Source organism: Streptomyces sp. JH34 (assembly GCF_029428875.1).
Taxonomy (GTDB): domain Bacteria; phylum Actinomycetota; class Actinomycetes; order Streptomycetales; family Streptomycetaceae; genus Streptomyces.
This window is the reverse complement of record NZ_JAJSOO010000001.1, coordinates 6,508,761-6,533,810: the sequence shown is the minus strand read 5'-3', so window position 1 is coordinate 6,533,810 and position 25,050 is coordinate 6,508,761. Positions and strand designations below refer to the sequence as shown.

Sequence of the window (25,050 nt, the reverse complement as noted above, 5' to 3'; positions counted from 1 at the left end):
CGTCGGAATAATCGGTTGCCCCGGACGAGGTCGGGAAGCGAACCTTGCACGGTTTGGTCCCCCACTGTTCCACGAGATCCACGACGGATCTCCGCTTCCGATCCTTGGGACGTCATGCAGATTCGCGATCTTCCGTACACGGATCCCGGCGATCCCGATGTACGGTCCGGCCCCCGCTTCCTGTTCTGGCTCGGGCGAAGTCAGATCCACGGCCAGCTCAAGTCCCTTGCCTGGGGGCTGCTCCACCACTGCGCGATCGCGGGCCTCCCCCTCGCCGTCGGCCTCTCGGTGCAGGCAGTCATCGACCGTTCCGGCCGGGACCTCGTGGTGGCCGGAGTCCTCCTCGTCGTCCTCGGCGTCCTCATCTCCGTCGGCGACACCATGCTCCACCGGACGGCCGTGACCAACTGGATCACCGCTGCCGCCCGGGTGCAGCAGTTGCTGGCCCGGAGGACGGCGGAGCTGGGATCCGCGCTGACCCGCAGGGTGGCGGCCGGAGAAGTGGTCGCGGTGTCCACCGGCGACGTCGAGAAGATCGGATGGTTCGTCGAGGCGCTGTCACGCTTCCTGGCCGCGGCGACCGCCCTCGTGCTGATCTGTGTGGGGCTGGTCCTCTACCTGCCCTCCCTGGGTGTGCTGGTCGCGGTCGCCACGCCGGTGCTGGCGCTGGCCGTCCTGCCGCTGCTCCCCCGGGCCACCCGCCGGGCGGATCTGCAGCGCGAGAAGGCGGGCAAGGCCACGGAGCTGGCCTCCGACACGGTCGCCGGGCTGCGGGTACTGCGGGGCATCGGCGGCGAGGAGCTGTTCCTCGGACGTTACCGCCGCGCGTCCCAGGAGGTCCGGAAGGCCGCCGTGCGCAGTGCCCGGATGTGGGCTCTCATCTCGGCGATCCAGGTGTTCCTGCCGGGAGTTCTGCTGATCTCCCTGGTCTGGTACGGGGCGACGCTCGCCCGGGACGGCCGGATCGACGTCGGTCAGCTGGTCACCGTGTACAGCGCGGCGACCCTGATGCTGTTCCCGCTGCGCAACGTGGAGGAGATCGCCATGGCGTACTCCTTCTCACGGCCGTCCGCACAGCGCGCGGTCCGTGTGCTGTCCCTGCGGCGCGGCACTCGCCCGGCGACGGCGGATGCCGAGGTGTCCGGGGGCGATCTCTACGACCCGGTGACCGGGCTGATGGCGCCGCAGGGCCTCTTCACCGCCGTGGTCTGCGGCGATCCCGACGAGGCGGGTCGTCTGGCGGAACGGCTCGGCGGCCACGCCGAGCAGGACGAGGCGTCCGGGCCGGTTGCCTCGGTGCTGCTCGGCGGGGTCCCTCTGGACGACCTGCCGCTCGACTCGGCACGGGCCGCGGTGCTCGTGCAGGACAAGGACCCGGTGCTGCTCTCCGGGACGCTGCGGGAGCTGCTGGACGTACCGTCGTCGGGTGACGTGACGGCCGGGGACGCGCTCGCCGCGGCCCGCTGCGGTGACGTGCTGGACGCCTTGGCCCAAGCGTCCGTCGACGCGGACGGCGACCCGATGAACACCCGGATCACCGAGCGCGGCAGGTCGCTGTCGGGTGGTCAGCGCCAGCGGCTCGCACTGGCCCGTTCCCTGGTGACCGACCCGCAGGTGCTCGTGCTGGACGAACCGACGTCCGCCGTGGACTCGCACACGGAGGCCAGGGTGGCCGCCGGCATCGAGCAGCTGCGCCGGGGCCGTACGACGGTGGCGTTCGCCTCGTCGCCCCTGCTGCTGGACCTCGCGGACCGCGTCGTCCTCGTGCACGGGGGCACCGTCGTGGCTGCGGGGACCCACCGGGGACTGCTTCGGCACGAACCCCTGTACCGGGCCGTCGTGACCCGTGAGACCGAGGAGGAGGCCGTGGAAGCGGCCGGACAGGACGGGCCCACCACGGTCGACGGCCTGCGGCCGGCCCGTGCGGCCGCCGAGGAAATCGAGGAGCGAGCATGATCGGCCTGGCACCACCGGAGTACGACCCGGCCGCACCGCGGTCCGCGACGACCCTGCCGGTCGGCACGCCGACGACCGTCCGGGCGTACGTGCACGCCCTGCTGCGGCGTCACCGCAGACCCTTCGCGGTACTCGTCGCGGTCAACGCCGTCGCCGTGATCGCGTCGATCACCGGCCCGTACCTGCTCGGCGGGCTGGTCGAGGACCTGTCGAACGGAGTCACCGACCTCCATCTGGAACGCACCGCCGCGGTGTTCGCGCTGGCGCTGGTCGTGCAGACCGTGTTCACCCGGACGATGCGGTTGCGCGGGGCCATGCTCGGCGAGGAGATGCTCGCCGATCTGCGCGAGGACTTCCTCGTGCGGTCGGTCGGGCTGCCGCCAGGGGTCCTGGAGCGGGCCGGGACCGGGGATCTGCTGTCCAGGATCACGACGGACATCGACCGGCTGGCCAACGCGATGCGTGAGGCCGTGCCGCAACTGGCGATCGGTGTCGTCTGGGCCGGGCTGCTGCTCGGCGCGCTGACCGTGACCGCCCCGCCCTTGGCACTCTCGGTACTGATCGCGCTGCCGGTGCTGGTCGTCGGCTGCCGCTGGTACTTCCGGCGGGCGCCCTCCGCGTACCGTTCGGAAGCCGCCGGGTACGCGGCGGTCGCTGCCGCCCTCGCGGAGACCGTGGATGCCGGACGGACCGTCGAGTCCCACCGCCTGGGGGCCCGAAGGGTGGCGTTGTCGGACCGCCGGGTCGCGGAGTGGACGGCCTGGGAGCGGTACACCCTGTTCCTGCGTTCGGTGCTCTTCCCCGTCATCAACACCACGTACGTGACGATCCTCGGCGCGGTGCTGCTGCTGGGCGGCTGGTTCGTGATGGAGGACTGGATCACCGTCGGCCAGCTGACGACCGGGGCGCTCCTGGCCCAGATGATGGTGGACCCCATCGGTCTGATCCTGCGCTGGTACGACGAGTTGCAGGTGGCCCAGGTGTCCCTGGCCAGGCTCGTCGGTGTGCGGGAGATCGAGCCCGACGCCGGGGACGACCTCGTCGACCCCGACGGCCGGGAGGTGCGGGCCGAGGAGGTGCGCTTCGGCTACCGCGCGGGCGTCGACGTCCTGCACCGGGTGTCGCTGGATGTGGCGCCGGGGACGCGCCTGGCCCTGGTCGGACCGTCCGGCGCGGGCAAGTCCACGCTGGGACGGCTGCTGGCCGGGATCTACGCGCCCCGGGCCGGTTCGGTGTCGCTGGGCGGCGCCGAACTGTCGCGGATGACGGCGGAGCGCGTGCGGACGCATGTGGCTCTCGTCAACCAGGAGCACCATGTGTTCGTGGGTTCCCTCCGCGACAACCTCCTGCTCGCCCGGACGGACGCCGAGGACGCGGAGCTGTGGGCCTCCCTCGCCGCGGTGGACGCGGACGGCTGGGCGAAGGCCCTCGACGACGGCCTGGACGCCGAGGTCGGCTCGGGCGGTCTGGCCCTCACCCCGGCGCAGGCGCAGCAGATCGCCCTGGCCCGTCTGGTCCTGGCGGACCCGCACACGCTGGTGCTGGACGAGGCGACCTCGCTGCTCGATCCCCGGGCGGCCCGTCATCTGGAGCGTTCGCTGGCGCGGGTGCTGGACGGCCGTACGGTGGTCGCGATCGCACACCGGCTGCACACCGCGCACGACGCGGATGTGATCGCGGTGGTCGAGGACGGCAGGATCAGCGAACTGGGCAGCCATGACGAGCTGGTGGCCGCGGGCGGCGCCTACGCGGCGCTGTGGCGTTCCTGGCACGGCTGAGCGGCGGTTCCCCGCTCCGCCTCCTGTGCGGCGACCCGCCGGCCGTCGCACAAGAGGCGGACTCCGTCCCCTGCGGTGAGGATGAGGGAGTGACTGGCTCCGGATACGGGGCAGGCGAGCGATGACCGCGTAAGCCCGAGAAGGGACGCACACCGTGGCACGACCCAGGATTCTCGTTGTCGGCGCCGGCTTTGCCGGGGTCGAGTGCGTACGCCGGCTGGAGCGCAGTCTCGCTCCCGGCGAAGCGGACATCGCGCTCGTCACCCCGTTCTCGTACCAGCTCTACCTGCCGTTGCTCCCACAGGTCGCCTCCGGGGTGCTGACCCCCCAGTCGGTCGCCGTGTCCTTGCGCCGCAGCCGGCGCCACCGCACCCGGATCGTGCCCGGCGGGGCCATCGGGGTGGACACGAAGGCGAAGGTCTGTGTCGTCCGGAAGATCACGGACGAGATCGTCAACGAGCCGTACGACTACATCGTGCTGGCCGCAGGCAGCGTCACCCGGACCTTCGACATCCCGGGGCTGGTCGACAACGCCCGGGGCATGAAGACCCTGGCCGAGGCCGCCTACATCCGGGACCACGTCATCTCCCAGCTCGATCTGGCCGACGCCAGTCACGACGAGGAGGAGCGCGCGTCCCGGCTGCAGTTCGTGGTGGTGGGCGGCGGGTACGCCGGCACGGAGACGGCCGCGTGTCTGCAGCTGCTCACCAGCAACGCCGTGAAGCACTACCCCAGGCTGGACCCCGGGCTGATCAAGTGGCATCTGATCGACATCGCGCCGAAGCTCATGCCGGAGCTCGGCGACAAGCTCGGTCTCAGTGCCCTGGAGATCCTGCGCAAGCGTGGGATCGAGGTCTCGCTGGGTGTCTCCGTGGCGGAGGCGGGGCCGGACAAGGTGACGTTCACGGACGGCCGGGTGCTGCCGTGCCGCACGCTGATCTGGACCGCGGGGGTAGCGGCGAGTCCACTGGTCGCGACCCTCGACGCCGAGACCGTGCGGGGACGGCTCGCGGTGACTCCGGAGATGAGCCTGCCCGGCGCGGACGGGGTGTTCGCGCTCGGCGACGCGGCCGCGGTGCCGGACCTGGCCAAGGGGGACGGGGCGATCTGCCCGCCCACGGCCCAGCACGCGATGCGCCAGGGCCGCAAGCTGGCGGACAACATCATCGCCTCCCTGCGCGGCCGTCCGCTGCAGCCGTACGTGCACAAGGACCTGGGCCTGGTCGTGGACCTCGGCGGCCGGGACGCCGTCTCGAAGCCCCTGGGCATCGAGTTGAGGGGCCTGCCGGCCCAGGCCGCGGCGCGCGGCTACCACTGGGCGGCGCTGCGGACGAACGTCGCCAAGACCCGGGTCATGACCAACTGGCTGCTCAACGCGATCGCCGGTGACGATTTCGTGCGGACGGGCTTCCAGGCCCGTAAGCAGGCCACCCTGCGCGACTTCGAGTACACCGACGCCTATCTCACGCCGGAGGAGATCCGAGCCCACACGGCGGGGGCGGACGCCCGCGGCTGAGCCTGCCTTCCCGGCCCCCTCCCCCGGCATCCGCCGGGGGAGGGGGCCGGGGGCATGCCCTGCGGAGAGGAACCTGCCGGGTCATGTCCGACGGGACAGGACCGTGCCGACCGTGTCCGCTTCCTCGGCGCTCTTGTCCTCGCGGTAGCGCAAGACGCGGGCGAACCGCAGCGTGACACCGGCCGGGTAGCGGGTGGAGCTCTGGAGCCCGTCGTAGGCGATCTCCACGACCAGTTCCGGGCGCACCGTCACCACGTGTCCGTCGTCCCTGGTGGCCAACTCCCGGAGGCGTTCGGTCTGCCAGCTGAGCATGGTGTCCGTGAGCCCCTTGAAGGTCTTGCCCAGCATCGCGAACGTGCCGTCGTCCCTGCGCGCGCCCAGATGCAGGTTGGAGAGCTTCCCGGTGCGTCTGCCGTGACCCCATTCGGCGGCCAGCACGACCAGGTCCAGGGTGTGCACGGGCTTCACCTTCAGCCAGGAGGCCCCGCGCCGGCCCGCGCTGTAGGGCGCCGCCGTGCCCTTGACCACCACTCCCTCGTGCCCGCGGACCAGGGTGTCCTCGGAGAACGCCAAGGCAGCCGACCGCCGGCGCTCGTCGGCGGGGTACTCCACGGCGACGCGCCGTACGCGCATCTCCTCGGGGACCAGTGCGGCCAGATCCCGGTGGCGTTCGGAGAAGGGGAGGTCGAGGAGGTCCCGTCCGTCCACGGACAGCACGTCGAAGAACACCGGGACCACCGGGACGGCGTCCGCCGCGGTGGCGACGTCCCGCCGGGAGCCCACCCGTCCGGCGGTCTCCTGGAACGGCCTCGGTCTTCCGTCGGCCCCCAGGGCGATCGCCTCGCCGTCGAGGATGAACCGTTCGGCGTGGAAGCGGCTCACGGCCGCGGCGACTTCGGGGAGCCGGTCGGTGATGTCGTCGAGCGCGCGGGTGTAGACGCGTACCTGCGGCCCGTCGCGGTGCACCTGCACGCGGATGCCGTCCAGCTTCTCCTCGACGACGCAGGGCCCGAGCCGGTCGATCGCCTCGAGCACCGAGCGGGCCGTGTGGGCGAGCATGGGCTGGACCGGCCGGCCGACGGTGAGCCGGAAGGAGGCGAGGGCTCCGGGGCCCTCCGCGAGCAGCGTACGGGCGACGGGACCCAGCGATCCGGCGAGCATGACCGCGCGCCGCACGTCCGCGGGAGGTGCCCCGGCGGCGTCCGCCAGGGCGTCGACGGCGACGGCGTCCAGCGCTCCCTGGCGCACCTCTCCGGTGAGCAGTCCACGCAGGAAGTACTGTTCGTCCGCGGTGGCCGCGCCCAGCAGCCGGGTCAGGCGTTCCTTGCGTGCGGCCTGCGAGCCCGGGCCGCTCAGGGCGCCGATTGCGGTGAGTTCGGCGTTCGTCCCCGCAACGGTCAGCGTGGGTTCGCCGGCGGGCGTCACCGGGACGCGCAGGGTGCTCCACCCGATCCCGAGTCGCCCCTGCGGAAGGCGGCCCGCGAGGTAAGGGATCACGACCGGGACGTCGTCCGGCCCGGCGTCCCGGAAGAGCCCGGCCAGCAGGGCGGTCTTCCGGTTCCGGGCCGAGGTCGCGGCGACCTCCAGGGACACGTGGGCGATCCTGGCGAGCAGCATGCGGCCATCGTGCTACGCCGAGGGCTTCACCGCCCCCCGGGCGCTTCGAAGGCCGTCAGATGACGTTGAGGGCCGCGGCGGCGCCCACTCCCCCGAGGATCATGAAGGCGGGCATCAGCACCTTGATCTCGACCCAGCTGCCGGCCCGGAAGCGCATGAACTTCGGCGGGCCGAGGGGGTACCAGCGCTTGCGGCCCATCGGTATGGGCCACAGGATCGGGCAGCCGGAGACCGTGAGCGCGTCACCGATGTCGTGCACGAGGGCGCCGAGGACGATGGGCAGTCCGAGCCACATGTACTCCTGGCCGGGCGCGTCGAACAGCCAGCCGGAGCCGTTGCCGGGCTGGTCCAGTACGCCCGCCAGGATCCATGCGCTGGTCGCGCCGAGCAGCCAGACCAGGACGTCGCTGGAGACGCGGGCCGCCCGCCACAGCAGCCCTTCGACGGCGAGCACGAGGTGCACGAAGAGGATGGCGAGGACCGCCCACCGGCCGCCGGTGATCGCCGCCACGGAGCATCCCGCGCCGATCAGCACGGCCCAGAGCCAGGTGTGGGTGAGGGTGCGGTGTCCGCCGGTCCTGCGGGGGTCCCCGGCTCCCTTGGTCGCCTTGTAGACGGCGTAGGAGAGCTTGTCGACGACTTCGCAGAGTGTCTTGGACACGGGGCCGAAGGCGCGGGAGATGGTGGCCGACTTGTGGTCGAGGTCCGGGGCGAGCGCCGCGCCCGCGGTGATCAGGGCTCCGACGACCAGGACGGGCCAGGGCATCGTGTGGCCCGCGGCGGCGGCCGCGGCACCCACCCCCAGCCAGGCTGCCGCCCCTGACAGTGAGTGTGCCGGTCCCATCATGGTTCTTCCCGCCCCCATCGTGATTCGGCCGGGTGTTCCGGCCGGGCCGCCGATGTCTGTGCGAGGCGGCCGAGTTGAGTGGGCAGCGTATCGTCCGTGATCTTCACCGGATGCTCCGGTTCCCTCATCCGGGCAGGAGGCAGGCAAGATGGGGGCGTGACCCTTATCGATCAGCTCCCGCCGACCGCCGACCCGGACGCCCTCTTCGAGGCCTTCTCGTCATGGACCGAATCGCAGGGGATCGCCCTCTATCCGGCTCAGGAGGAGGCGCTGATCGAGGTGGTCTCCGGGGCCAACGTGATCCTTTCCACCCCCACGGGCTCCGGGAAGAGCCTGGTCGCCGCGGGTGCGCACTTCACGGCGCTGGCCCAGGACAAGGTCACCTTCTACACCGCCCCGATCAAGGCCCTGGTCTCGGAGAAGTTCTTCGACCTGTGCAAGCTCTTCGGCACGGAGAACGTCGGCATGCTGACCGGGGACGCCTCGGTCAACGCCGACGCCCCGGTCATCGCCTGTACCGCCGAGGTCCTCGCCTCGATCGCGCTGCGTGACGGCAAGTACGCCGACATCGGCCAGGTCGTGATGGACGAGTTCCACTTCTACGCGGAGCCGGACCGCGGCTGGGCCTGGCAGATCCCGATCCTGGAGCTCCCGCAGGCCCAGTTCGTGCTGATGTCGGCGACCCTCGGCGACGTCAAGATGTTCGAGGAGGACCTGACCCGCCGCACCGGCCGTCCGACCTCCGTGGTGCGCTCGGCGACGCGCCCGGTCCCGCTGAGCTATGAGTACCGGCTGACGCCGATCACGGAGACGCTCACCGAGCTCCTGGACACCCGGCAGTCGCCCGTCTACATCGTGCACTTCACGCAGGCAGCGGCGGTGGAGCGGGCGCAGTCGCTGATGAGCATCAACATGTGCACGAAGGAGGAGAAGGAGAAGATCGCCGACCTGATCGGCAACTTCCGCTTCACCACCAAGTTCGGCCAGAACCTCTCCCGCTACGTGCGCCACGGGATCGGGGTGCACCACGCGGGGATGCTCCCCAAGTACCGGCGGCTCGTGGAGAAGCTCGCCCAGGCGGGCCTGCTGAAGGTCATCTGCGGGACGGACACGCTGGGCGTCGGCGTCAACGTGCCCATCCGCACGGTGCTGTTCACCGCGCTCACGAAGTACGACGGCACCCGGGTGCGCACGCTGCGCGCCCGCGAGTTCCACCAGATCGCGGGCCGCGCGGGCCGGGCCGGCTTCGACACGGCCGGTTTCGTCGTGGCGCAGGCCCCCGAGCACGTCATCGAGAACGAGAAGGCCGTCAAGAAGGCGGGCGACGATCCCAAGAAGAAGCGCAAGGTGGTCCGCAAGAAGGCCCCCGAGGGCTTCGTCGCGTGGTCGGAGACCACCTTCGACAAGCTGATCCAGTCCGATCCCGAGCCACTGACCTCGCGGTTCCGGGTCACCCACACGATGCTGCTCTCGGTGATCGCGCGCCCGGGCAACGCCTTCGAGGCGATGCGGCATCTGCTGGAGGACAACCACGAGCCGCGCCGGGCACAGCTGCGGCACATCCGCCGCGCCATCGCGATCTACCGGTCGCTGCTCGACGGCGGTGTCGTGGAGCAGCTCGACACGCCCGATGCCGACGGCCGGATCGTGCGGCTCACGGTCGACCTCCAGCAGGACTTCGCGCTCAACCAGCCGCTGTCCACCTTCGCGCTGGCCGCCTTCGACCTGCTGGACGCCGAATCGCCGTCGTACGCCCTGGACATGGTCTCGGTCGTCGAGTCGACGCTCGACGACCCCCGGCAGATCCTTGCCGCCCAGCAGAACAAGGCGCGGGGTGAGGCCGTCGGGCAGATGAAGGCGGACGGCGTCGAGTACGAGGAGCGGATGGAGCGGCTCCAGGAGGTCACGTATCCCAAGCCGTTGAGCGAGCTGCTCTGGCACGCCTACGACGTGTACCGCACCAGCCACCCGTGGGTCGGTGACCACCCGGTGTCGCCGAAGTCGGTGATCCGCGACATGTACGAACGGGCCATGACCTTCACGGAGTTCACCTCGAACTACGAGCTGGCCCGTACCGAGGGCATCGTCCTGCGGTATCTGGCGAGCGCCTACAAGGCCCTTGAGCACACCATTCCCGACGACCTGAAGTCCGAGGACCTGGAGGACCTGATCGCCTGGCTGGGCGAGATGGTGCGCCAGGTGGACTCCAGTCTGCTGGACGAGTGGGAGCAGCTGGCCAATCCCGAGGTGGAGACGGCCGAGCAGGCGCAGGAGCGGGCCGACGAGGTCAAGCCGGTGACGGCCAACGCCCGCGCCTTCCGGGTGCTGGTGCGCAACGCGATGTTCCGCCGGGTGGAGCTGGCCGCCCTCGACCGGGTCCGTGACCTCGGCGAGCTGGACGCCGACGCGGGCTGGGACGAGGACGCGTGGGGCGAGGCGATGGACGACTACTGGGAGGCGCACGAGGAGCTGGGCACGGGCCCGGACGCGCGCGGCCCGAAGCTGCTGAAGATCGACGAGGACCCCGGGCACGGTCTGTGGCGGGTGTGGCAGGCGTTCGCCGACCCTGCGGGGGACCATGACTGGGGAATTCGTGCGGAGGTCGATCTCGCGGCCTCCGACGAGGAGGGCCGGGCGGTCGTCCGGGTCACGGCCGTGGGCCAGCTGTGACGGCGCGCCGGCCAGGAGAGTGGAGAAGAACCGCATGACGAACCCCGCCGACAGCCTGGTCGATCTGCTGGACCTGGAGCGGATCGAGGTCAACATCTTCCGCGGCCGCAGTCCCGAGGAGTCCCTGCAACGGGTCTTCGGCGGGCAGGTCGCGGGGCAGGCGCTGGTCGCCGCCGGCCGCACGACGGACGGCGACCGTCCGGTGCATTCCCTGCACGCGTACTTCCTGCGTCCGGGCCGTCCGGGCGTACCGATCGTGTACGACGTGGAGCGGGTGCGGGACGGCCGGTCCTTCACCACGCGCCGGGTCACGGCCGTGCAGCAGGGCCGGACGATCTTCAATCTGACGGCGTCCTTCCACCGCCCGGAGGAGGCCGGATTCGAGCACCAGCTGCCGCCGGCCCGTGTCGTGCCCGATCCGGACGAGCTGCCGACGGTCGCCGACGAGGTGCGGGAGCACCTCGGCGGCCTGCCGGAGGCGCTGGAGCGGATGGCCCGGCGGCAGCCCTTCGACATCCGTTACGTCGACAGGCTGCGCTGGACGCGGGAGGAGATCAAGGACGCGGATCCGCGCAGCGCGGTGTGGATGCGCGCGGTCGGCCCGCTGGGCGACGATCCGCTCGTGCACACCTGCGCGCTGACGTACGCCAGCGACATGACGCTGCTGGACGCCGTGCGGATCCCCGTCGAGCCGCTGTGGGGGCCGCGCGGCTTCGACATGGCCTCGCTGGATCACGCCATGTGGTTCCACCGGCCGTTCCGGGCCGACGAGTGGTTCCTGTACGACCAGGAGTCGCCGATCGCCACGGGTGGCCGTGGGCTGGCCAGGGGCCGGATCTACGACCGCCAGGGGCAGTTGCTGGTGTCCGTGGTCCAGGAGGGGCTGTTCCGCCGTCTCGACGGCGCGTAGCCCGGTCCTGAGGGACGTCGGGCCGGCCTTGGGGTCAGGTGCCGGGCAGCGTGTCCTGGTCCACCTCGTGACGGCGGGTCCGGATGTCCGGGCCCGCCGGGTGCAGCTTGGCGTCGCAGGCGGGACCGAGTCCGGTACGGCGTGATGCCGCGCCGGTGAGGGGCCGTCCGCACAGGGCGCACCGCACCGGGCGGTGGGGCTCGCGGCGGCCGGCTTCCGGCTGCGGTACGGGGAAGAGTTCGGGAGGAGGCTCGGGGGATTCCACGTACGGATCCTCTCAAGCCGGTCCGACACGGCACCGAGGGCGCGGCCGTGAGCCGTGTGCGGACGACCGTGCCGCGTCCGCAGGTCGCCCACCGGACCGTGCGCCGCTGTGGGAGGGTATCGGTCCATGACCGTCCGGTATACGCCATACCCCCACGAAAGCCCCGCCCCTGCGAGCGTCCACCGACCGCTCCCCCGGTCCCGCGGAGGTGGCGTGTGGACTTGATCCATGTCCGCGCCGTCAGCCCGCCGGACCTCACCGAGCGGGTCGAGGAGTTCCTCTCCGCCGACCCGTACGTCCTGAACCTGATGGTGCGGCGGGGCGCCGCACGCCATCCCGACGGCGACTTCGTGGCATGCGACGTGCTGACGGGAGCCGCCAACGAGGTGCTGCGCGGGCTGCGGGACCTGCGGGTCGACGTCGGCGGGTCGCTCGTCATCGAGCCGGTCGACATGGCGTTCCCGGGGCGCGTGTCGGAGGCCGCAGGCCGACGGCTCGGGGCGCTCACCGGCGCACCGGTCTGGGAGCAGGTGGAGGCACGCATCCGGTCAGGGGGGAGGTACGCGCCGAGCTTCTACCTCTACCTGGTCATCGCGGGACTGATCGGCTCGGTCGGCATCGTCACCAACTCCCAGATCCTCATCGTCGGCGCGATGGTCGTCGGCCCCGAGTACGGGGCGATCGTCGCCGTGGCGCTCGGTATCGACAGGCGCGACGGCGCCATGGCCCGCCGTGGGCTGAACGCGCTGTTCAAGGGTTTCCTGCTGACCATCACGGTCACGTTCCTCTTCAGCCTGCTGATCCGAGGGTTCGGCTTCGAGTCGCGGGCCTTCAAACAAGGGCTGCGCCCCGTCTCCGACCTGATCAACACACCCAACTTCTTCTCCTTCGCCGTCGCGGCCCTGGCCGCCGTCGTCGGCATCGTGTCCCTCACCGAGGCCCGCACGAGCTCCCTGCTCGGGGTCTTCATCTCGGTGACGACGATCCCGGCGGCCGCGGCCATCAGCGTCTCCACCGCCTTCGGCAGCTGGTCCGAGGCATGGGGCTCCCTCATCCAGCTCCTGGTCAACATCGCCGTGCTGATCGTGGTGGGAGCCCTCGCGCTGAGGTCGCAGCGGGCGATCTGGCGGCGCGTGGGCCGTGGACAGGCGGCCCGGAGTCGCGGACAGGCCTGAATCCGGCCCCGGCCTCGCCGGAAGAAGGGCACGGGCCCGGGCCGAGCGGCCGGAACGGGTCCGGGCCGGGATGATGGGAAGCAGGGGCCGCCGACAGGTCCCGCACGCAGTCAGGAGGGCCGCCATGCCCCAGGAACGCACCTCGCCGCTCCGCGCCGTACCGGGCGCGACGCCCAGGGAACGGGCCGCGCTCGGCAAGGCGGCTCGACGACGGGTACCCAGGTCCAGCCACCACGCGTACGATCCGCCGGCAGGCCGCCCCGATCCGCTGGCCCTCCTGGAAGCCCAGTCCGCGGCCAGGGTGCAGGAGCTCGTCCCGATCCGGTACGGGCGGATGACGGAATCACCCTTCCGCTTCTACCGGGGCGCCGCGGCGATCATGGCCGCCGACCTCGCGGGGACGCCGGCCTCCGGGATCAGGGCCCAGCTGTGCGGTGACGCCCACCTGCTGAACTTCAGGCTGCTCGCCTCTCCCGAGCGCCACCTCCTGTTCGACATCAACGACTTCGACGAGACGCTGCCGGGCCCCTGGGAGTGGGACGTCAAGCGGCTGGCGGCGAGCCTCGTGATCGCGGGCCGCGCGAACGGCTTCTCGGACAAGGAGCGGTCCCGCGTCGTCCGGGCCACCGTGCGGTCGTACCGGGAGTCGATGATCAGGTTCGCGGAGATGCGCAATCTCGATGTCTGGTACACGAAGGTCGACGAGGACCGCCTCAGGGCCATGGCCGCCGGCAAGCTGGCGGCGGCGGGCCGCAGGCGAGTCGCCGGCGCGACGGCGAAGGCCCGTACCCGGGACAGTCTGCAGGCGTTCGCCAAACTCACCGAGGTTGCCGGCGGGCGTCTCCGCATCGCCCCCGACCCGCCTCTGGTCGTGCCGCTCGCGGACCTGCTTACCGATGACGAACGGCGCGTGACCGAGAGCCGGTTCCGCAAGCTCATCCGGGGATACGCCCGCAGCCTCCCGTCCGACCGGCGTGCCCTGCTCGCGGACTTCCGGCCCGTGGACATGGCCCGCAAGGTCGTGGGCGTGGGGAGCGTCGGGACCCGCTGCTGGATCCTCCTCCTGCTGGGCAGGGACGGTGAGGATCCGCTCTTCCTCCAGGCCAAGGAGGCGGACACCTCGGTCCTGGCGCCCCACGCGGGGGCGAGCGCGTACCGGAACCAGGGCGAGCGCGTGGTGGCGGGCCAGCGTCTGATGCAGGCGGCGGGCGACATCTTCCTGGGCTGGGAGCGGGTGGACGGGTTCGACGGGAAACGCCGGGACTTCTACGTCCGGCAGCTCCGCGACTGGAAGGGCATCGCCGAACCGGAGCAGATGGTGCCGCGCGGCATGGCCGCGTTCGGGGAGCTGTGCGGGACGACGCTGGCCCGTGCGCACGCGCGGTCCGGCGACCGCATCGCCATCGCCGCCTACCTGGGCCACGGCGATGTGTTCGACCGCGCGCTGGAGGAGTTCGCCGAGCGGTACGCCGACCAGAACGAGAGGGATCACCGGGCGCTGGTCGACGCGGTGGCCGCGGGCCGGCTTCCGGCAGCCGAACGGGGCGGGGACTGAACGGATCGGATTCGTCACTCGCGCACAGCGGGTACTTCACAGACATAACCGGACGTCGTGGTATCACCGTGTGGACCCCGGCGGCCGGCAGGCGCCCCGGCGGGACCCGACAACGAGGAGACCATGGCCATGGCGTCCGATTCGGCCGGAGCACCCGACGCCAGGACCCCGGATCCACTCGCGGTCGTCCGCACCCGGGGGTACGCGGTACTTCTGATCATGGTGGCGGCCCTCGGTGTCCCCATCTCCGCCGCGGCGTTCGGATTCCTGGCGCTCGTCCACGAACTGCAGGACCTGACCTACACGGATCTCCCGCACGCACTGGGCTTCGCGAGGACACCGTCGTGGTGGCCGTTGCCGCTGCTCGCCGTGGCGGGTCTGCTGACCGCCCTGGTGATCCGCCACCTCCCGGGAACCGGCGGACACAAGCCGGCCGAGGGCTTCAAGAACACGGGGGCGCCGACAGCCGCGGAGCTGCCGAGCGTCGCGCTGGCGGCCCTGGCCTCCCTCGGACTCGGAGCGGTCCTCGGCCCCGAGGCCCCCCTCATCGCCCTCGGCGGCGGTCTGGCGGTGTACACGGTGCGTCTGCTCAAGCCGGGCATCGCTCCGGACGCGAGCGCCATGGTGGCGGCGGCGGGGAGCTTCGCCGCCGTCAGCACCCTGCTGGGCTCTCCGCTCATCGGCGCCTTCCTGCTGATGGAGGCGTCCGGTCTCGCCGGGATGATGCTCGGTGTCGTCCTGGTGCCCGGGCTGCTGGCCTCGGGCATCGGATCTCTCATCTTCATCGGCCTGGGGTCGTGGACGGGCCTGGGGACTTACTCCCTGACCCTCCCCCACGTGCCGCACACGCCGCAGCCCACCGTCGCCGAGTTCGGCTGGGCCATCGTCCTGGGAGCCGCCGCGGCCCTCGTGGGCACCGGCGTGAAGAGGCTCGCCCTGTCCCTGCAGGAGCGGGTCGAGCCGCGGCGGGTGGTCGCGACCGTGGTGATGGGCCTCACCGTCGGCGTCCTCGCGCTGCTCTACGCCGAGAGCACGGGCAGGGAGGCGTCCGAGGTGCTGTACTCCGGCCAGGACGCCCTCGGCGGCCTGCTGGCCGAGGGCGCCACGTACACGGTCGCATCGCTCGTCGTGCTGATCGTCTGCAAGTCGCTCGCCTACGCGGCGTCGTTGAGCGCCTTCCGGGGAGGTCCCATCTTCCCTTCGATGTTCCTGGGAGCGGCGGGCGGGCTGGCGCTCTCGCACCTGCCCGGCCTGAACGCCACCTCCGGTTTCGCGATGGGGATCGGAGCCATGTGCGTCGCCATGCTCAGACTGCCGATGACGTCGGTGCTTCTGGCCACGCTGCTCCTGGGGTCCGAGGGCATCACCGTCATGCCGCTCGTGATCGTCTCCGTGGTGGTCTCGTACGTCCTGGTCCTCAGGCTCGAGCGCCCTTCTGCGGAGAGCACAGCGCCCAGATGACGAAGATGTTGATCGCGATCAGGACGATGGACCAGAACGGGTAGTACGGGAGCCACAGGAAGTTGGCGACGACCAGGAGCCCTGCCAGCAGGACACCGACAGCGCGTGCCCACAGGGCCCCGGTGAAGAGCGCACAGCCCGCCAGGACGACGACGATCCCCAGGATGAGGTGCACCCAGCCCCAGCCCGTCAGGCTGAACTTGAAGACGTAGTTGCTCGTGGTGACGAACAGGTCGTCCTTGGCGATCGCGGCGATGCCCTCGAGGACGGCCATGGCCCCGCCGAAGATCATCATCACTGCCGCGAAGACGGTCCAGCCCGACGCGGCGGTCTTGTGCCCCCCGCCGGAGTCGTGATCCGTCCGCGCTGTCGTACTCGCACTTCCAGCCATGTCGGCCTCCTCGGTTCCGCAGCCGATGCGGCACCAGAGCGTCCGCGATGCGGCTTGTATCCGTCTCATCAGACTGGCACGCCATCACCCGGTCGGCATACGGACCACCTTCCACCCTCTCTCATATCAGAGATACAATCCCTGATATGAGAGAAGCAGGTGACCCGCCTTCCGTCGACGCCCGGCTCGCGGTGCGACTCGGCCTGCTCCGCACCGAGCACGGCTGGTCGCTCGACGAGCTGTCCCGCCGCACGGGCGTCAGCCGCTCGACCCTGTCGCGTCTGGAGCGGGGCGAGCTGAGCCCCACGACCACGGTGCTCGGACAACTGTGCGCGGTCTACGGCCTGACGATGTCGCACCTGCTGATGGAGGTGGAGGCGGAGCCGCCGCAGCTGGTGCCCGCCGCCCGGCAGCGGGTGTGGCGGGACGAGCGGTCCGGGTTCGTGCGCCGCTCCGTCTCACCGCCGCACGCCGGACTGCGCGCCGAGATCGTCGAAGGGACACTCGACGCGGACGCCGACATCTCGTACGAGAACGCGCCGGTACCCGGTGTGGAGCAGCACATCTGGGTACTCGAGGGCACGGTCGAGATCACCGTCGACGAAACGGTGTACACCGTGCGCGAGGGCGACTGTCTGCGCTTCCGGCTGCGTGGTCCGTCGCACTTCCGCTGTCCGGGCCCGCAGCGGGTCCGCTACGCACTGACGATTGTCCTGCCGTGAACGTGAAAGGACCCGCTTCATGACCGAGATCGTCCCCGTGTCCGGCCCCGAACTGGTCACGTACGCCGATGAACTGGCCGCGCTGATGATCGAAGCCGTGGAGGGCGGGGCGTCCGTCGGGTTCCTCGCCCCGCTGGACCGGGCGGTGGCGGCGACCTGGTGGCGGGAGCGGGCCGCCGCCGTCGACGCGGAGAGCCAACAGGTCTGGATCGCCCGGGACGACGGACAGGTGGCGGGAACGATCGGCCTGGTAAGGACGGCCCTGCCGAACGCCCGCCACCGTGCGGAGGTCGCCAAGCTCATGGTCAGGCCCTCCGCCCGCGGCAGGGGGATCGGCCGCGCCCTGCTCGCGGCCGTCGAACGGTCGGCGGCCGCCGAGGGGCTGTCCCTGCTGGTCCTGGACACCGAGACGGGGAGCGACGCCGAACGCCTCTACCGCTCGGCGGGCTGGACTCCGTGCGGCTCCGTCCCGGACTACGCGGCGGACCCGTACGGCACGCTCCGGGCGACCACGTTCCACTACCGGGCGCTCTCCCGCCCCGAAGCCTCCGGGCAGTGACCGTCACAATGGGGGGCGACGCCACACGACCGAGGAGATCTTCCATGACGCTGCACGACATCCCGCTCCGGACGCTCACCGGCGAGCCGACCACCCTGGGCGCCTACGAGGGCTCGGCGGTCCTGCTGGTGAACGTCGCCTCCAAGTGCGGGCTCACTCCGCAGTACGCGGGGCTGGAGCGGCTCCAGAAGGAGTACGCGGACCGCGGGTTCACCGTGCTCGGGGTGCCGTGCAACCAGTTCGCGGGCCAGGAACCGGGCACCGCGGAGGAGATCCAGACGTTCTGCTCGACGACGTACGGGGTCAGCTTCCCGCTGCTGGAGAAGATCGACGTCAACGGCGAGGGCCGTCACCCGCTCTACACGGAGCTGACGAAGCTCGGCGACGCGGAGGGGGCCGCCGGCGACGTCCAGTGGAACTTCGAGAAGTTCCTGATCTCCCCGGCCGGCGAGGCCGTCGCACGGATCCGCCCGCGCACCGAGCCGGACGCGCCCGAGGTCGTGGCGGCCATCGAGGCGCAGCTGCCGCGGTAGGGGGCGGACAGCACGGGGGGCCGGACCGGCGTGCGGTCCGGCCCCCCGGTGCGACTAGCGGATCGGCATCCCCGACAGGGTGCGGGCGATCACCAGGCGCTGGATCTCGCTCGTGCCCTCGAAGATGGTGTAGATCGCGGCGTCCCGGTGCATGCGCTCGACGGGGTACTCACGGGTGAACCCGTTGCCGCCGAGGATCTGCACGGCCTGGGCGGTGACCGTCTTCGCCGTCTCGCTCGCGTAGAGCTTCGACATGGAGCCCTCGGCCGCGGTGAACGGCTTGCCGGCGCTCGCCATCCAGGAGGCGCGCCAGACGAGCAGGCGTGCCGCGTCGATCTGGGTCCGCATGTCGGCCAGCTGGAAGGCGATGCCCTGGTTGTCGATGATCGGGCGGCCGAACTGCGTGCGGGTCTTCGCGTAGTCGAGCGCGACCTCGTACGCGGCGCGGGCGGTGCCGACCGCCATGGCCCCGACGGCGGGGCGGGAGGCCTCGAAGGTGGCCATCGCCGCGTTCTTGACGCGCTCGCCCCCCGACTTCGCCCGCTCGCGGGCCCGCGCGAGGCGCTCGTCCAGCTTCTCCTTGCCGCCGAGCAGACAGTGCCCGGGCACGCGCACGTCCTCCAGGACGACCTCGGCCGTGTGCGAGGCGCGGATGCCGTGCTTCTTGAACTTCTGCCCCTGCGAGAGGCCGGGGGTGGACGGCGGGACGATGAAGGAGGCGTGGCCCTTGGAACCCAGCTCCGGGTCCACGACCGCGACGACGACGTGGACGTTGGCGATACCGCCGTTCGTCGCCCAGGTCTTGGTGCCGTTGAGCACCCACTCGTCCTTGGCCTCGTCGTAGACCGCGCGGGTACGCATCGAGGCGACGTCCGAGCCCGCGTCCGGCTCGGACGAGCAGAAGGCGGCGACCTTCACGTCGGCGGCGTCGCCGTACATCTGGGGGATCCAGGTGCCGATCTGCTCCTCGGTGCCGTTGGCGAGGACGCCGACCGCCGCCAGGCCCGTACCGACGATCGACAGGGCGATGCCCGCGTCACCCCAGAACAGCTCCTCCATGGCCATGGGGATGCCGAGGCCCGTGGGGTCGAAGAACTGCTGGGCGTAGAAGTCCAGGGAGTAGATCCCCACCTTGGCCGCCTCCTGGATGACCGGCCAGGGCGTTTCCTCACGCTCGTCCCACTCCGAAGCGGCCGGCCGGATCACCTCGGCGGCGAATCCGTGCAGCCAGTCACGGACCTGCTTCTGGTCGTCGTTGAGCTCGAGCGTGAACTCGGCCATGGTTCCCTCCATGCACGTCCGGATAAACCCGTTACTAGCGGTAACAACAGTCTGTTACCAGTAAGTAGCCTCTGTCAACCGGCCTGTGACGGATCCGCGGGTGTCCCACCAGGGTGTTACGTTGCCCGGGCGTGACGAGATCGCAGGACAGCCGGGTGGGGCGGGAGAAACGACATGGAGACCACACGAGGGGCCGCACGGCAGCGGACAGCGGCAGAACGCCGCCGCCGGGAACTGCTCGAAGCCGCGGACCGGGTGGTGCTCAGGGACGGCCCGCAGGCGTCGATGAACGCGATCGCCGCGGAGGCCGGGATCACCAAGCCCATCCTCTACCGGCACTTCGGCGACAAGGGCGGCCTCTACCGCGCGCTCGCCAAGCGTCACACCGACGCTCTGCTGAGCGCCCTGCGGGCCGCACTGGACGCACCATCCGAGCGCCGCGAACGGGTCGAGGCGACCCTGGACACCTATCTCGCGGCGATCGAGGCGCGCCCGCAGGTCTACCGCTTCCTGATGCATCCGTCGGACGACGCCGCACCGTCGCCCGAGCAGGGCTTCGACGTCGGCCGCCACTCCGCCCCGCTGCTCCGCCGTCTCGGCGAGGAACTGGGCAAGGTGATCGTGGAGCGGGTCGATCTCGGCCCGGAGAGCGAGCAGATGGCCCGGATCTGGGGCCACGGCATCGTCGGCATGATGCACGCGGCCGGAGACTGGTGGCTGGGCGACCGCCCGTGCTCACGCGAACAGTTGGTGCGCAGCCTCGCCGACCTGCTGTGGGGCAGGCTGGCCGGGGCGGCCGACCTGCCGGGCGGCCAGGGGTTCTGAGGCGCAGGTCAGCCATCGGCGGGTCTGCGCCCCCAGGGCGCCCGCCGGGCCGCGCGCAGCGCCCTGGCGCGGCGCAGTCCGGTCAGCCGGTCGGTGTAGACGCGGCCGTCGAGATGGTCGCACTCGTGCTGCAGACAGCGGGCGAACCAGCCGGTGCCGGTGATCCGCACCGGTTCGCCCGTGACCGTCCGGCCCTCGACCACCGCACGGTCCAGGCGCGGGGTACCGGATTCGAGCCCCGGGAGCGAGAGGCAGCCCTCCGGTCCGCGTACGGTGTCCCCGTCCGCCTCGACCAGGACCGGGTTGACGAGATGGCCCAGGTGCCGGACCTCGTCGTCGTCCGGACAGTCGTATACGAACACCCTGAGCGGTACGCCGATCTGGTTGGCGGCGAGCCCCACACCGTTCGCGGCGTACATGGTGGCGAACATGTCCTCCACGAGCCGGGCGAGGGACGGGCCGAAGTCGGTGACGTCGTCGCACGGGCTGTGGAGCACCGGGGCGCCGAACAGACTCATGGCACGAACGCGTCCGGAACTGCCGGGGATCGGGCGGTTTCGCATGCCCGGAAGCGTACGTTGCACGTGACCTCCACGTTCCCCGTGGTGCCGAGGTGCGGTCGGCCCCGCGGACATCGATAGGCTGGGCACGGACTTACGCAAGGAGGATCTAGGACGATGGCAGGCAACACGGAGCCGTTGTCGCCGCGGGCCAAGCTCGCCGTGACGGCGGGCAAGGCCGCGGCGGCGGTGTCGCGCGCCGCGGGGCGCGGCAGCGGATCGGTGATCGGCGGCCGGGTGGCGCTCAAGCTCGACCCCGACCTGCTCGGGCGGCTGGCGCAGCACCTGGACGTGATCCTCGTGTCCGCGACGAACGGCAAGACGACGACGACCCGGCTGATCGCCGAGGCGTTGAGGGCCGCCGGCCCCGTCGTGTCGAACGCGCTCGGGGCGAACATGCCGGCGGGGATCACCTCCGCGCTGGCAGGGGGCTCGGACGCGCGCTACGGCGTGATCGAGGTCGACGAGAAGTACCTCGCCGGCGTGGCGCGCGACACGACGCCGAAGGTGATCGCGCTGCTCAACCTCTCCCGCGACCAGCTCGACCGCGCGGCGGAGACCCGGATGCTGGCCGAGAAGTGGCGTGAGGGCCTCTCGGGATCGAAGGCCGTGATCGTGGCCAACGCGGACGACCCGCTGATCGTCTGGGCCGCTTCCTCGTCACCCAACGTGGTGTGGGTGGCGGCGGGACAGGCGTGGAAGGACGACGCCTGGTCCTGCCCGTCCTGCGGCGGTGTGATGCAGCGCCCCGGGGACGACTGGTTCTGCGGGGAGTGCGGTTTCCGCCGCCCCGCCCCCAGCTGGGCCCTGAACGGCGACTACGTCCTGGACCCGCACGGTTCCGCGTGGCCGATCCACCTCCAGCTCCCGGGCCGGGCCAACAAGGCGAACGCCACGAGCTCGGCCGCCGTGGCCGCGGTCTTCGGCGTGCCGCCGCAGGTCGCCCTGGAGCGCATGTACCAGGTGCAGGCCGTGGCCGGCCGCTACGACGTCGTGAGCTTCCTCGGGCGTGAGCTGCGGCTCCTGCTGGCGAAGAACCCGGCGGGCTGGCTCGAGACGTTCTCCCTGATCGACCCGCCGCCCACGCCGGTCATCCTCTCGGTGAACGCCCGTGGCGCCGACGGCACGGACACCTCGTGGCTGTGGGACGTCGACTACACCCAGCTCTACGGTCACCCGATCTTCGTGCTCGGCGACCGCAAGCTGGACCTGGCGGTCCGGCTCGAGGTGGCCGGACTCGACTTCCGTGTGTGCGAGACCCTGGACGAGGCCGTCCAGATGGCGCCGCCCGGTCGCATCGAGGTCATCGCCAACTACACCGCCTTCCAGGATCTGCGCCGTCGTGTCGGCAACTGACCCCCGCGCGGGCAACCCCCGGAGAGGACGAAGCATGAGCAACAACAGCCTGCGGCTGGTGTGGGTCTACCCCGACCTCCTCAGCACCTATGGCGACCAGGGCAACGCGCTGGTGGTGGAGCGCCGGGCGCGCCAGCGCGGTCTCGACGTGTCGCGCGTGGACGTGCGCAGCGACCAGCCGATCCCGACGTCGGGCGACATCTACCTCATCGGCGGCGGTGAGGACCGGCCGCAGCGGCTCGCGGCGGAGCGGCTGCGCCGTGACGGTGGACTGAGCAGGGCCGCGTCGAACGGCGCGATCATCTTCTCGGTCTGCGCGGGCTACCAGATCCTCGGCCACGAGTTCATCAACGACCTCGGCGAGCGGGAGCCCGGTCTGGGGCTGCTCGACGTCGTGTCCACCCGGGGCGAGGGCGCCCGGTGCGTCGGCGACGTGCTCGGCGACATCGATCCCAACCTGGGGCTGCCGCCCCTGACCGGCTTCGAGAACCACCAGGGCGTCACCCATCTCGGCCCGGCCGCACGTCCGTTCGCCCGGGTGCGGCTCGGCCGCGGCAACGGCACGGGGGACGGCACGGAGGGCGCGTACAACGACACCGTGTTCGGTACCTACATGCACGGGCCGGTCCTGGCCCGCAACCCGCTGATCGCGGACCACCTGCTGAAGCTGGCGCTGGACGTGAACGCACTGCCGCCGAACGACGACCGGTGGTACGAGGCGCTGCGCGCCGAGCGGATCGCGGCCGCGACCCAGCCCGCCTGACGCACCCCGTGCGGAACCGGCCCTCCCGGGGCCGGTTCCGCACGCGTGCGACCTGTGTACATCCGGTGGACGTCCAGCAGTCGGACAGTGGGTTCGGTCAGGCCACCCCGCGCCGGTAGGGTGGCGGGGATCCAACCGGACGACGTGGTCCGGCGTCGGCCCACGTTGCAAAGGTTTCCCGGGCAATGCGAATTGGTGTGCTCACCTCCGGCGGCGACTGCCCCGGCCTCAACGCCGTCATCCGTTCCGTCGTGCACCGCGCGGTGGTCGACCACGGCGACGAGGTCATCGGCTTCCACGACGGGTGGAAGGGCCTCCTCGAGTGCGACTACCGCAAGCTCGACCTGGACGCGGTCGGGGGCATCCTCGCCCGCGGCGGCACGATCCTCGGCTCCTCCCGCGTCCAGCCCGCGCATCTGCGTGACGGTGTGGAGCGCGCCAGGGGCCACGTCGCCGATCTGGGCCTGGACGCGATCATCCCGATCGGCGGCGAGGGCACCCTGAAGGCGGCCAACCTGCTCTCCGAGGCGGGTCTGCCGATCGTCGGTGTGCCGAAGACCATCGACAACGACATCGCCTCCACCGACGTGACGTTCGGTTTCGACACGGCCGTCGGTGTCGCCACCGAGGCACTGGACCGCCTCAAGACGACCGCCGAGTCACACCAGCGGGTACTGATCGTCGAGGTCATGGGACGGCACACCGGCTGGATCGCGCTGCACTCCGGCATGGCCGCCGGGGCGCACGCCATCGTCGTGCCCGAGCGGCCCTTCGACATCGGGGAGCTGACCGAAGTCGTCGGCCGGCGCTTCTCCGACGGCAAGAAGTTCGCGATCGTCGTCGTGGCGGAGGGCGCCAAGCCCCGGGAGGGCTCCATGGAGTTCAACCAGGGCAAGACGGACATCTACGGTCATGAGCGTTTCGCCGGTGTGGCGACGCAGCTCTCCGGTGAACTGGAGCAGCGCCTCGGCAAGGAGGCCCGCCCGGTGATCCTGGGCCACGTCCAGCGCGGCGGCACCCCGACCGCGTACGACCGCGTCCTGGCGACCCGGTTCGGCTGGCACGCCGTGGAGGCCGCTCACCGCGGTGAGTTCGGCATGATGACGGCGCTGCGCGGCACGGACATCACGATGGTTCCGCTGGCCGAGGCCGTGGAGACCCTGAAGACGGTCCCGGCCGAGCGTTACGCCGAGGCGCAGGTCGTGCTCTGACCTCCAGGACACTCCCCGAACCGCCCCCGGCCGCAACCGCGGCCGGGGGCGGTTCTAGTCTGGACCGGACAACCGGCACGAAACGGGGACGTCCCCAGCGGGAGTGAACAGATGGATCACAGCGGGCACGGCATGAACATGGATCTGCCGCCGTTCACGCTGGGGCGCGGGCTCGCGTTCTCCGCGGACCCGTTCTTCCTGATCGGCTGCGTCGTCGCCCTCCTGCTGTACGGCTACGGGGTGGCGCGGCTGCGCGGCCGTGGCGACCGCTGGCCGGTGAACCGGACCGTGTTCTTCGTCCTCGGTGTGCTGTCCATCGCCCTGGTGATGTGCACGGGACTCAACGACTACGGCATGGTCATGTTTAGCGTGCACATGGTGCAGCACATGGTGATCAGCATGGTGTCGCCGATCCTGCTGCTGCTGGGCGCTCCGGTGACGCTGGCGCTGCGGGCACTGCCCGTGGCGGGGCGGGACCGTACGGGTCCGCGCGAGCTGCTGCTCAAACTGCTCCACAGCCGCTACATGAAGATCATCACCCATCCGGTGTTCACGATCCCGCTGTTCATCGCGAGCCTGTACGGGCTCTACTTCACGCCGCTGTTCGACTTCCTGATGGGGTCGAAGACCGGGCACATCGCGATGATGGTGCACTTCCTGGCGGTCGGCCTGGTGTTCTTCTGGCCGATCATGGGCGTCGACCCCGGGCCGCACCGCCCCGGTTACGTGATGCGGATGCTGGAGCTCTTCGCGGGGATGCCCTTCCACGCGTTCTTCGGGATCGCGCTGATGATGGCGACCCAGCCGATGGTGAAGGCGTACGAGAACCCGTCGGCCTCGCTCGGCATCGACGCCCTGAGCGACCAGTCCGCGGCCGGCGGCATCGCCTGGGCGTTCAGCGAGATCCCGTCCGTGCTGGTGCTGATCGCGCTGGTCTTCCAGTGGTACCGCTCCGAGCAGCGGACGGCCAAGCGCTCCGACCGGGCCGCCGACCGCGACGGCGACCAGGAGCTGAAGGCGTACAACGCCTATCTCGCCTCATTGCAGACGCGCGGACAGTAGCGGTGCGCACGCCTCAGGGGTGACCATGGCTTGAACG

General features: G+C 71.1%; 22 protein-coding genes. 16 read left to right on the top strand and 6 right to left on the bottom strand.

Annotated elements, in window-relative coordinates; translation table 11 throughout:
• The first annotated feature begins 114 nt into the window (after positions 1-114).
• The 3 genes from LWJ43_RS29470 (at position 115) to LWJ43_RS29460 (ending at position 5,250) form a co-directional block, all read left to right on the top strand.
• Positions 115-1,956, top strand: a complete 1,842-nt coding sequence (locus tag LWJ43_RS29470) for an ABC transporter transmembrane domain-containing protein (RefSeq protein ID WP_277335213.1) — start codon at positions 115-117, stop codon at positions 1,954-1,956.
• Entirely contained in the window at positions 1,953-3,734 is a 1,782-nt protein-coding gene (locus LWJ43_RS29465; RefSeq protein WP_277335212.1) for an ABC transporter ATP-binding protein, read from the top strand. Before LWJ43_RS29470 ends, LWJ43_RS29465 begins: the two co-directional genes overlap by 4 nt.
• A 154-nt stretch (positions 3,735-3,888) precedes the next feature.
• Positions 3,889-5,250, top strand: a complete 1,362-nt coding sequence (locus tag LWJ43_RS29460) for an NAD(P)/FAD-dependent oxidoreductase (protein WP_277335211.1) — start codon at positions 3,889-3,891, stop codon at positions 5,248-5,250.
• An 81-nt stretch (positions 5,251-5,331) separates the two neighbouring features.
• Here LWJ43_RS29460 and LWJ43_RS29455 read toward each other — a convergent pair whose 3' ends face one another.
• The gene (locus LWJ43_RS29455; RefSeq protein WP_277335210.1) at positions 5,332-6,867 is read right to left on the bottom strand and encodes an ATP-dependent DNA ligase; all 1,536 of its coding nucleotides are present in this window, start codon (positions 6,865-6,867) and stop codon (positions 5,332-5,334) included.
• Between the two features lie 55 nt (positions 6,868-6,922).
• Complete coding sequence (locus LWJ43_RS29450; protein WP_277335209.1) at positions 6,923-7,714, bottom strand: metal-dependent hydrolase; 792 nt, start codon at positions 7,712-7,714, stop codon at positions 6,923-6,925.
• A 156-nt stretch (positions 7,715-7,870) separates the two neighbouring features.
• Between LWJ43_RS29450 and LWJ43_RS29445 the strand changes: the two genes are divergently transcribed.
• Both LWJ43_RS29445 and LWJ43_RS29440 read left to right on the top strand, forming a co-directional pair.
• Complete coding sequence (locus LWJ43_RS29445; RefSeq protein ID WP_277335208.1) at positions 7,871-10,384, top strand: DEAD/DEAH box helicase; 2,514 nt, start codon at positions 7,871-7,873, stop codon at positions 10,382-10,384.
• 34 nt (positions 10,385-10,418) lie between these two features.
• Positions 10,419-11,294 carry an acyl-CoA thioesterase gene (locus tag LWJ43_RS29440; RefSeq protein WP_277335207.1) on the top strand — a complete coding sequence of 292 codons (876 nt, stop codon included), beginning with the start codon at positions 10,419-10,421 and terminating at the stop codon, positions 11,292-11,294.
• Positions 11,295-11,328: 34 nt separating this feature from the next.
• Here the strand turns inward: LWJ43_RS29440 and LWJ43_RS29435 are convergent, their stop codons facing one another.
• The gene (locus LWJ43_RS29435) at positions 11,329-11,559 is read right to left on the bottom strand and encodes a DUF6011 domain-containing protein (RefSeq protein ID WP_277335206.1); all 231 of its coding nucleotides are present in this window, start codon (positions 11,557-11,559) and stop codon (positions 11,329-11,331) included.
• A gap of 215 nt (positions 11,560-11,774) precedes the next feature.
• Between LWJ43_RS29435 and LWJ43_RS29430 the strand changes: the two genes are divergently transcribed.
• The 3 genes from LWJ43_RS29430 (at position 11,775) to LWJ43_RS29420 (ending at position 15,750) form a co-directional block, all read left to right on the top strand.
• Positions 11,775-12,734 (top strand): DUF389 domain-containing protein, encoded by a 960-nt coding sequence (locus LWJ43_RS29430; protein WP_277335205.1) that lies wholly within the window; start codon positions 11,775-11,777, stop codon positions 12,732-12,734.
• Positions 12,735-12,858: 124 nt separating this feature from the next.
• Positions 12,859-14,289, top strand: coding sequence for a DUF2252 domain-containing protein (locus LWJ43_RS29425; protein ID WP_277335204.1), 1,431 nt, complete (start codon positions 12,859-12,861; stop codon positions 14,287-14,289).
• Between the two features lie 129 nt (positions 14,290-14,418).
• Complete coding sequence (locus tag LWJ43_RS29420; RefSeq protein WP_277335203.1) at positions 14,419-15,750, top strand: chloride channel protein; 1,332 nt, start codon at positions 14,419-14,421, stop codon at positions 15,748-15,750.
• Here LWJ43_RS29420 and LWJ43_RS29415 read toward each other — a convergent pair.
• Complete coding sequence (locus LWJ43_RS29415) at positions 15,707-16,141, bottom strand: DUF7144 family membrane protein (RefSeq protein ID WP_277335202.1); 435 nt, start codon at positions 16,139-16,141, stop codon at positions 15,707-15,709. The two genes, LWJ43_RS29420 and LWJ43_RS29415, sit on opposite strands and share 44 nt — an antisense overlap.
• A gap of 146 nt (positions 16,142-16,287) precedes the next feature.
• Here LWJ43_RS29415 and LWJ43_RS29410 point away from each other — a divergent pair, with 146 nt between their 5' ends.
• From LWJ43_RS29410 to LWJ43_RS29400, 3 genes are read left to right on the top strand one after another with little or no spacing between them, the layout of a single operon-like run.
• Positions 16,288-16,863 carry a helix-turn-helix domain-containing protein gene (locus LWJ43_RS29410; RefSeq protein WP_277335201.1) on the top strand — a complete coding sequence of 192 codons (576 nt, stop codon included), beginning with the start codon at positions 16,288-16,290 and terminating at the stop codon, positions 16,861-16,863.
• 19 nt (positions 16,864-16,882) lie between these two features.
• On the top strand, positions 16,883-17,422 hold the full coding sequence (locus LWJ43_RS29405; RefSeq protein ID WP_277335200.1) for a GNAT family N-acetyltransferase: 540 nt from the start codon (positions 16,883-16,885) through the stop codon (positions 17,420-17,422).
• Positions 17,423-17,466: 44 nt separating this feature from the next.
• Positions 17,467-17,955: a glutathione peroxidase gene (locus LWJ43_RS29400; protein WP_277335199.1), complete on the top strand. Its 489-nt coding sequence runs from the start codon at positions 17,467-17,469 to the stop codon at positions 17,953-17,955.
• 54 nt (positions 17,956-18,009) lie between these two features.
• Here the strand turns inward: LWJ43_RS29400 and LWJ43_RS29395 are convergent, their stop codons facing one another.
• Positions 18,010-19,236, bottom strand: coding sequence for an acyl-CoA dehydrogenase family protein (locus LWJ43_RS29395; protein ID WP_277335198.1), 1,227 nt, complete (start codon positions 19,234-19,236; stop codon positions 18,010-18,012).
• 174 nt (positions 19,237-19,410) lie between these two features.
• Here LWJ43_RS29395 and LWJ43_RS29390 point away from each other — a divergent pair, with 174 nt between their 5' ends.
• The gene (locus LWJ43_RS29390; protein ID WP_277335197.1) at positions 19,411-20,061 is read left to right on the top strand and encodes a TetR family transcriptional regulator; all 651 of its coding nucleotides are present in this window, start codon (positions 19,411-19,413) and stop codon (positions 20,059-20,061) included.
• Between the two features lie 8 nt (positions 20,062-20,069).
• Here LWJ43_RS29390 and def read toward each other — a convergent pair whose 3' ends face one another.
• Positions 20,070-20,624, bottom strand: a complete 555-nt coding sequence (gene def, locus LWJ43_RS29385) for a peptide deformylase (protein ID WP_277335196.1) — start codon at positions 20,622-20,624, stop codon at positions 20,070-20,072.
• A 114-nt stretch (positions 20,625-20,738) separates the two neighbouring features.
• Between def and LWJ43_RS29380 the strand changes: the two genes are divergently transcribed.
• From LWJ43_RS29380 to LWJ43_RS29365, 4 genes are all read left to right on the top strand, one after another.
• On the top strand, positions 20,739-21,977 hold the full coding sequence (locus tag LWJ43_RS29380; RefSeq protein WP_014157625.1) for a Mur ligase family protein: 1,239 nt from the start codon (positions 20,739-20,741) through the stop codon (positions 21,975-21,977).
• A 34-nt stretch (positions 21,978-22,011) separates the two neighbouring features.
• A complete protein-coding gene (locus LWJ43_RS29375) occupies positions 22,012-22,740 on the top strand; it encodes a type 1 glutamine amidotransferase (protein ID WP_277335195.1) in 729 nt (242 codons plus the stop codon).
• Between the two features lie 185 nt (positions 22,741-22,925).
• On the top strand, positions 22,926-23,951 hold the full coding sequence (locus LWJ43_RS29370) for a 6-phosphofructokinase (protein ID WP_277335194.1): 1,026 nt from the start codon (positions 22,926-22,928) through the stop codon (positions 23,949-23,951).
• Positions 23,952-24,062: 111 nt separating this feature from the next.
• Positions 24,063-25,013: a cytochrome c oxidase assembly protein gene (locus LWJ43_RS29365; RefSeq protein ID WP_277335193.1), complete on the top strand. Its 951-nt coding sequence runs from the start codon at positions 24,063-24,065 to the stop codon at positions 25,011-25,013.
• Positions 25,014-25,050 lie beyond the last annotated feature (37 nt).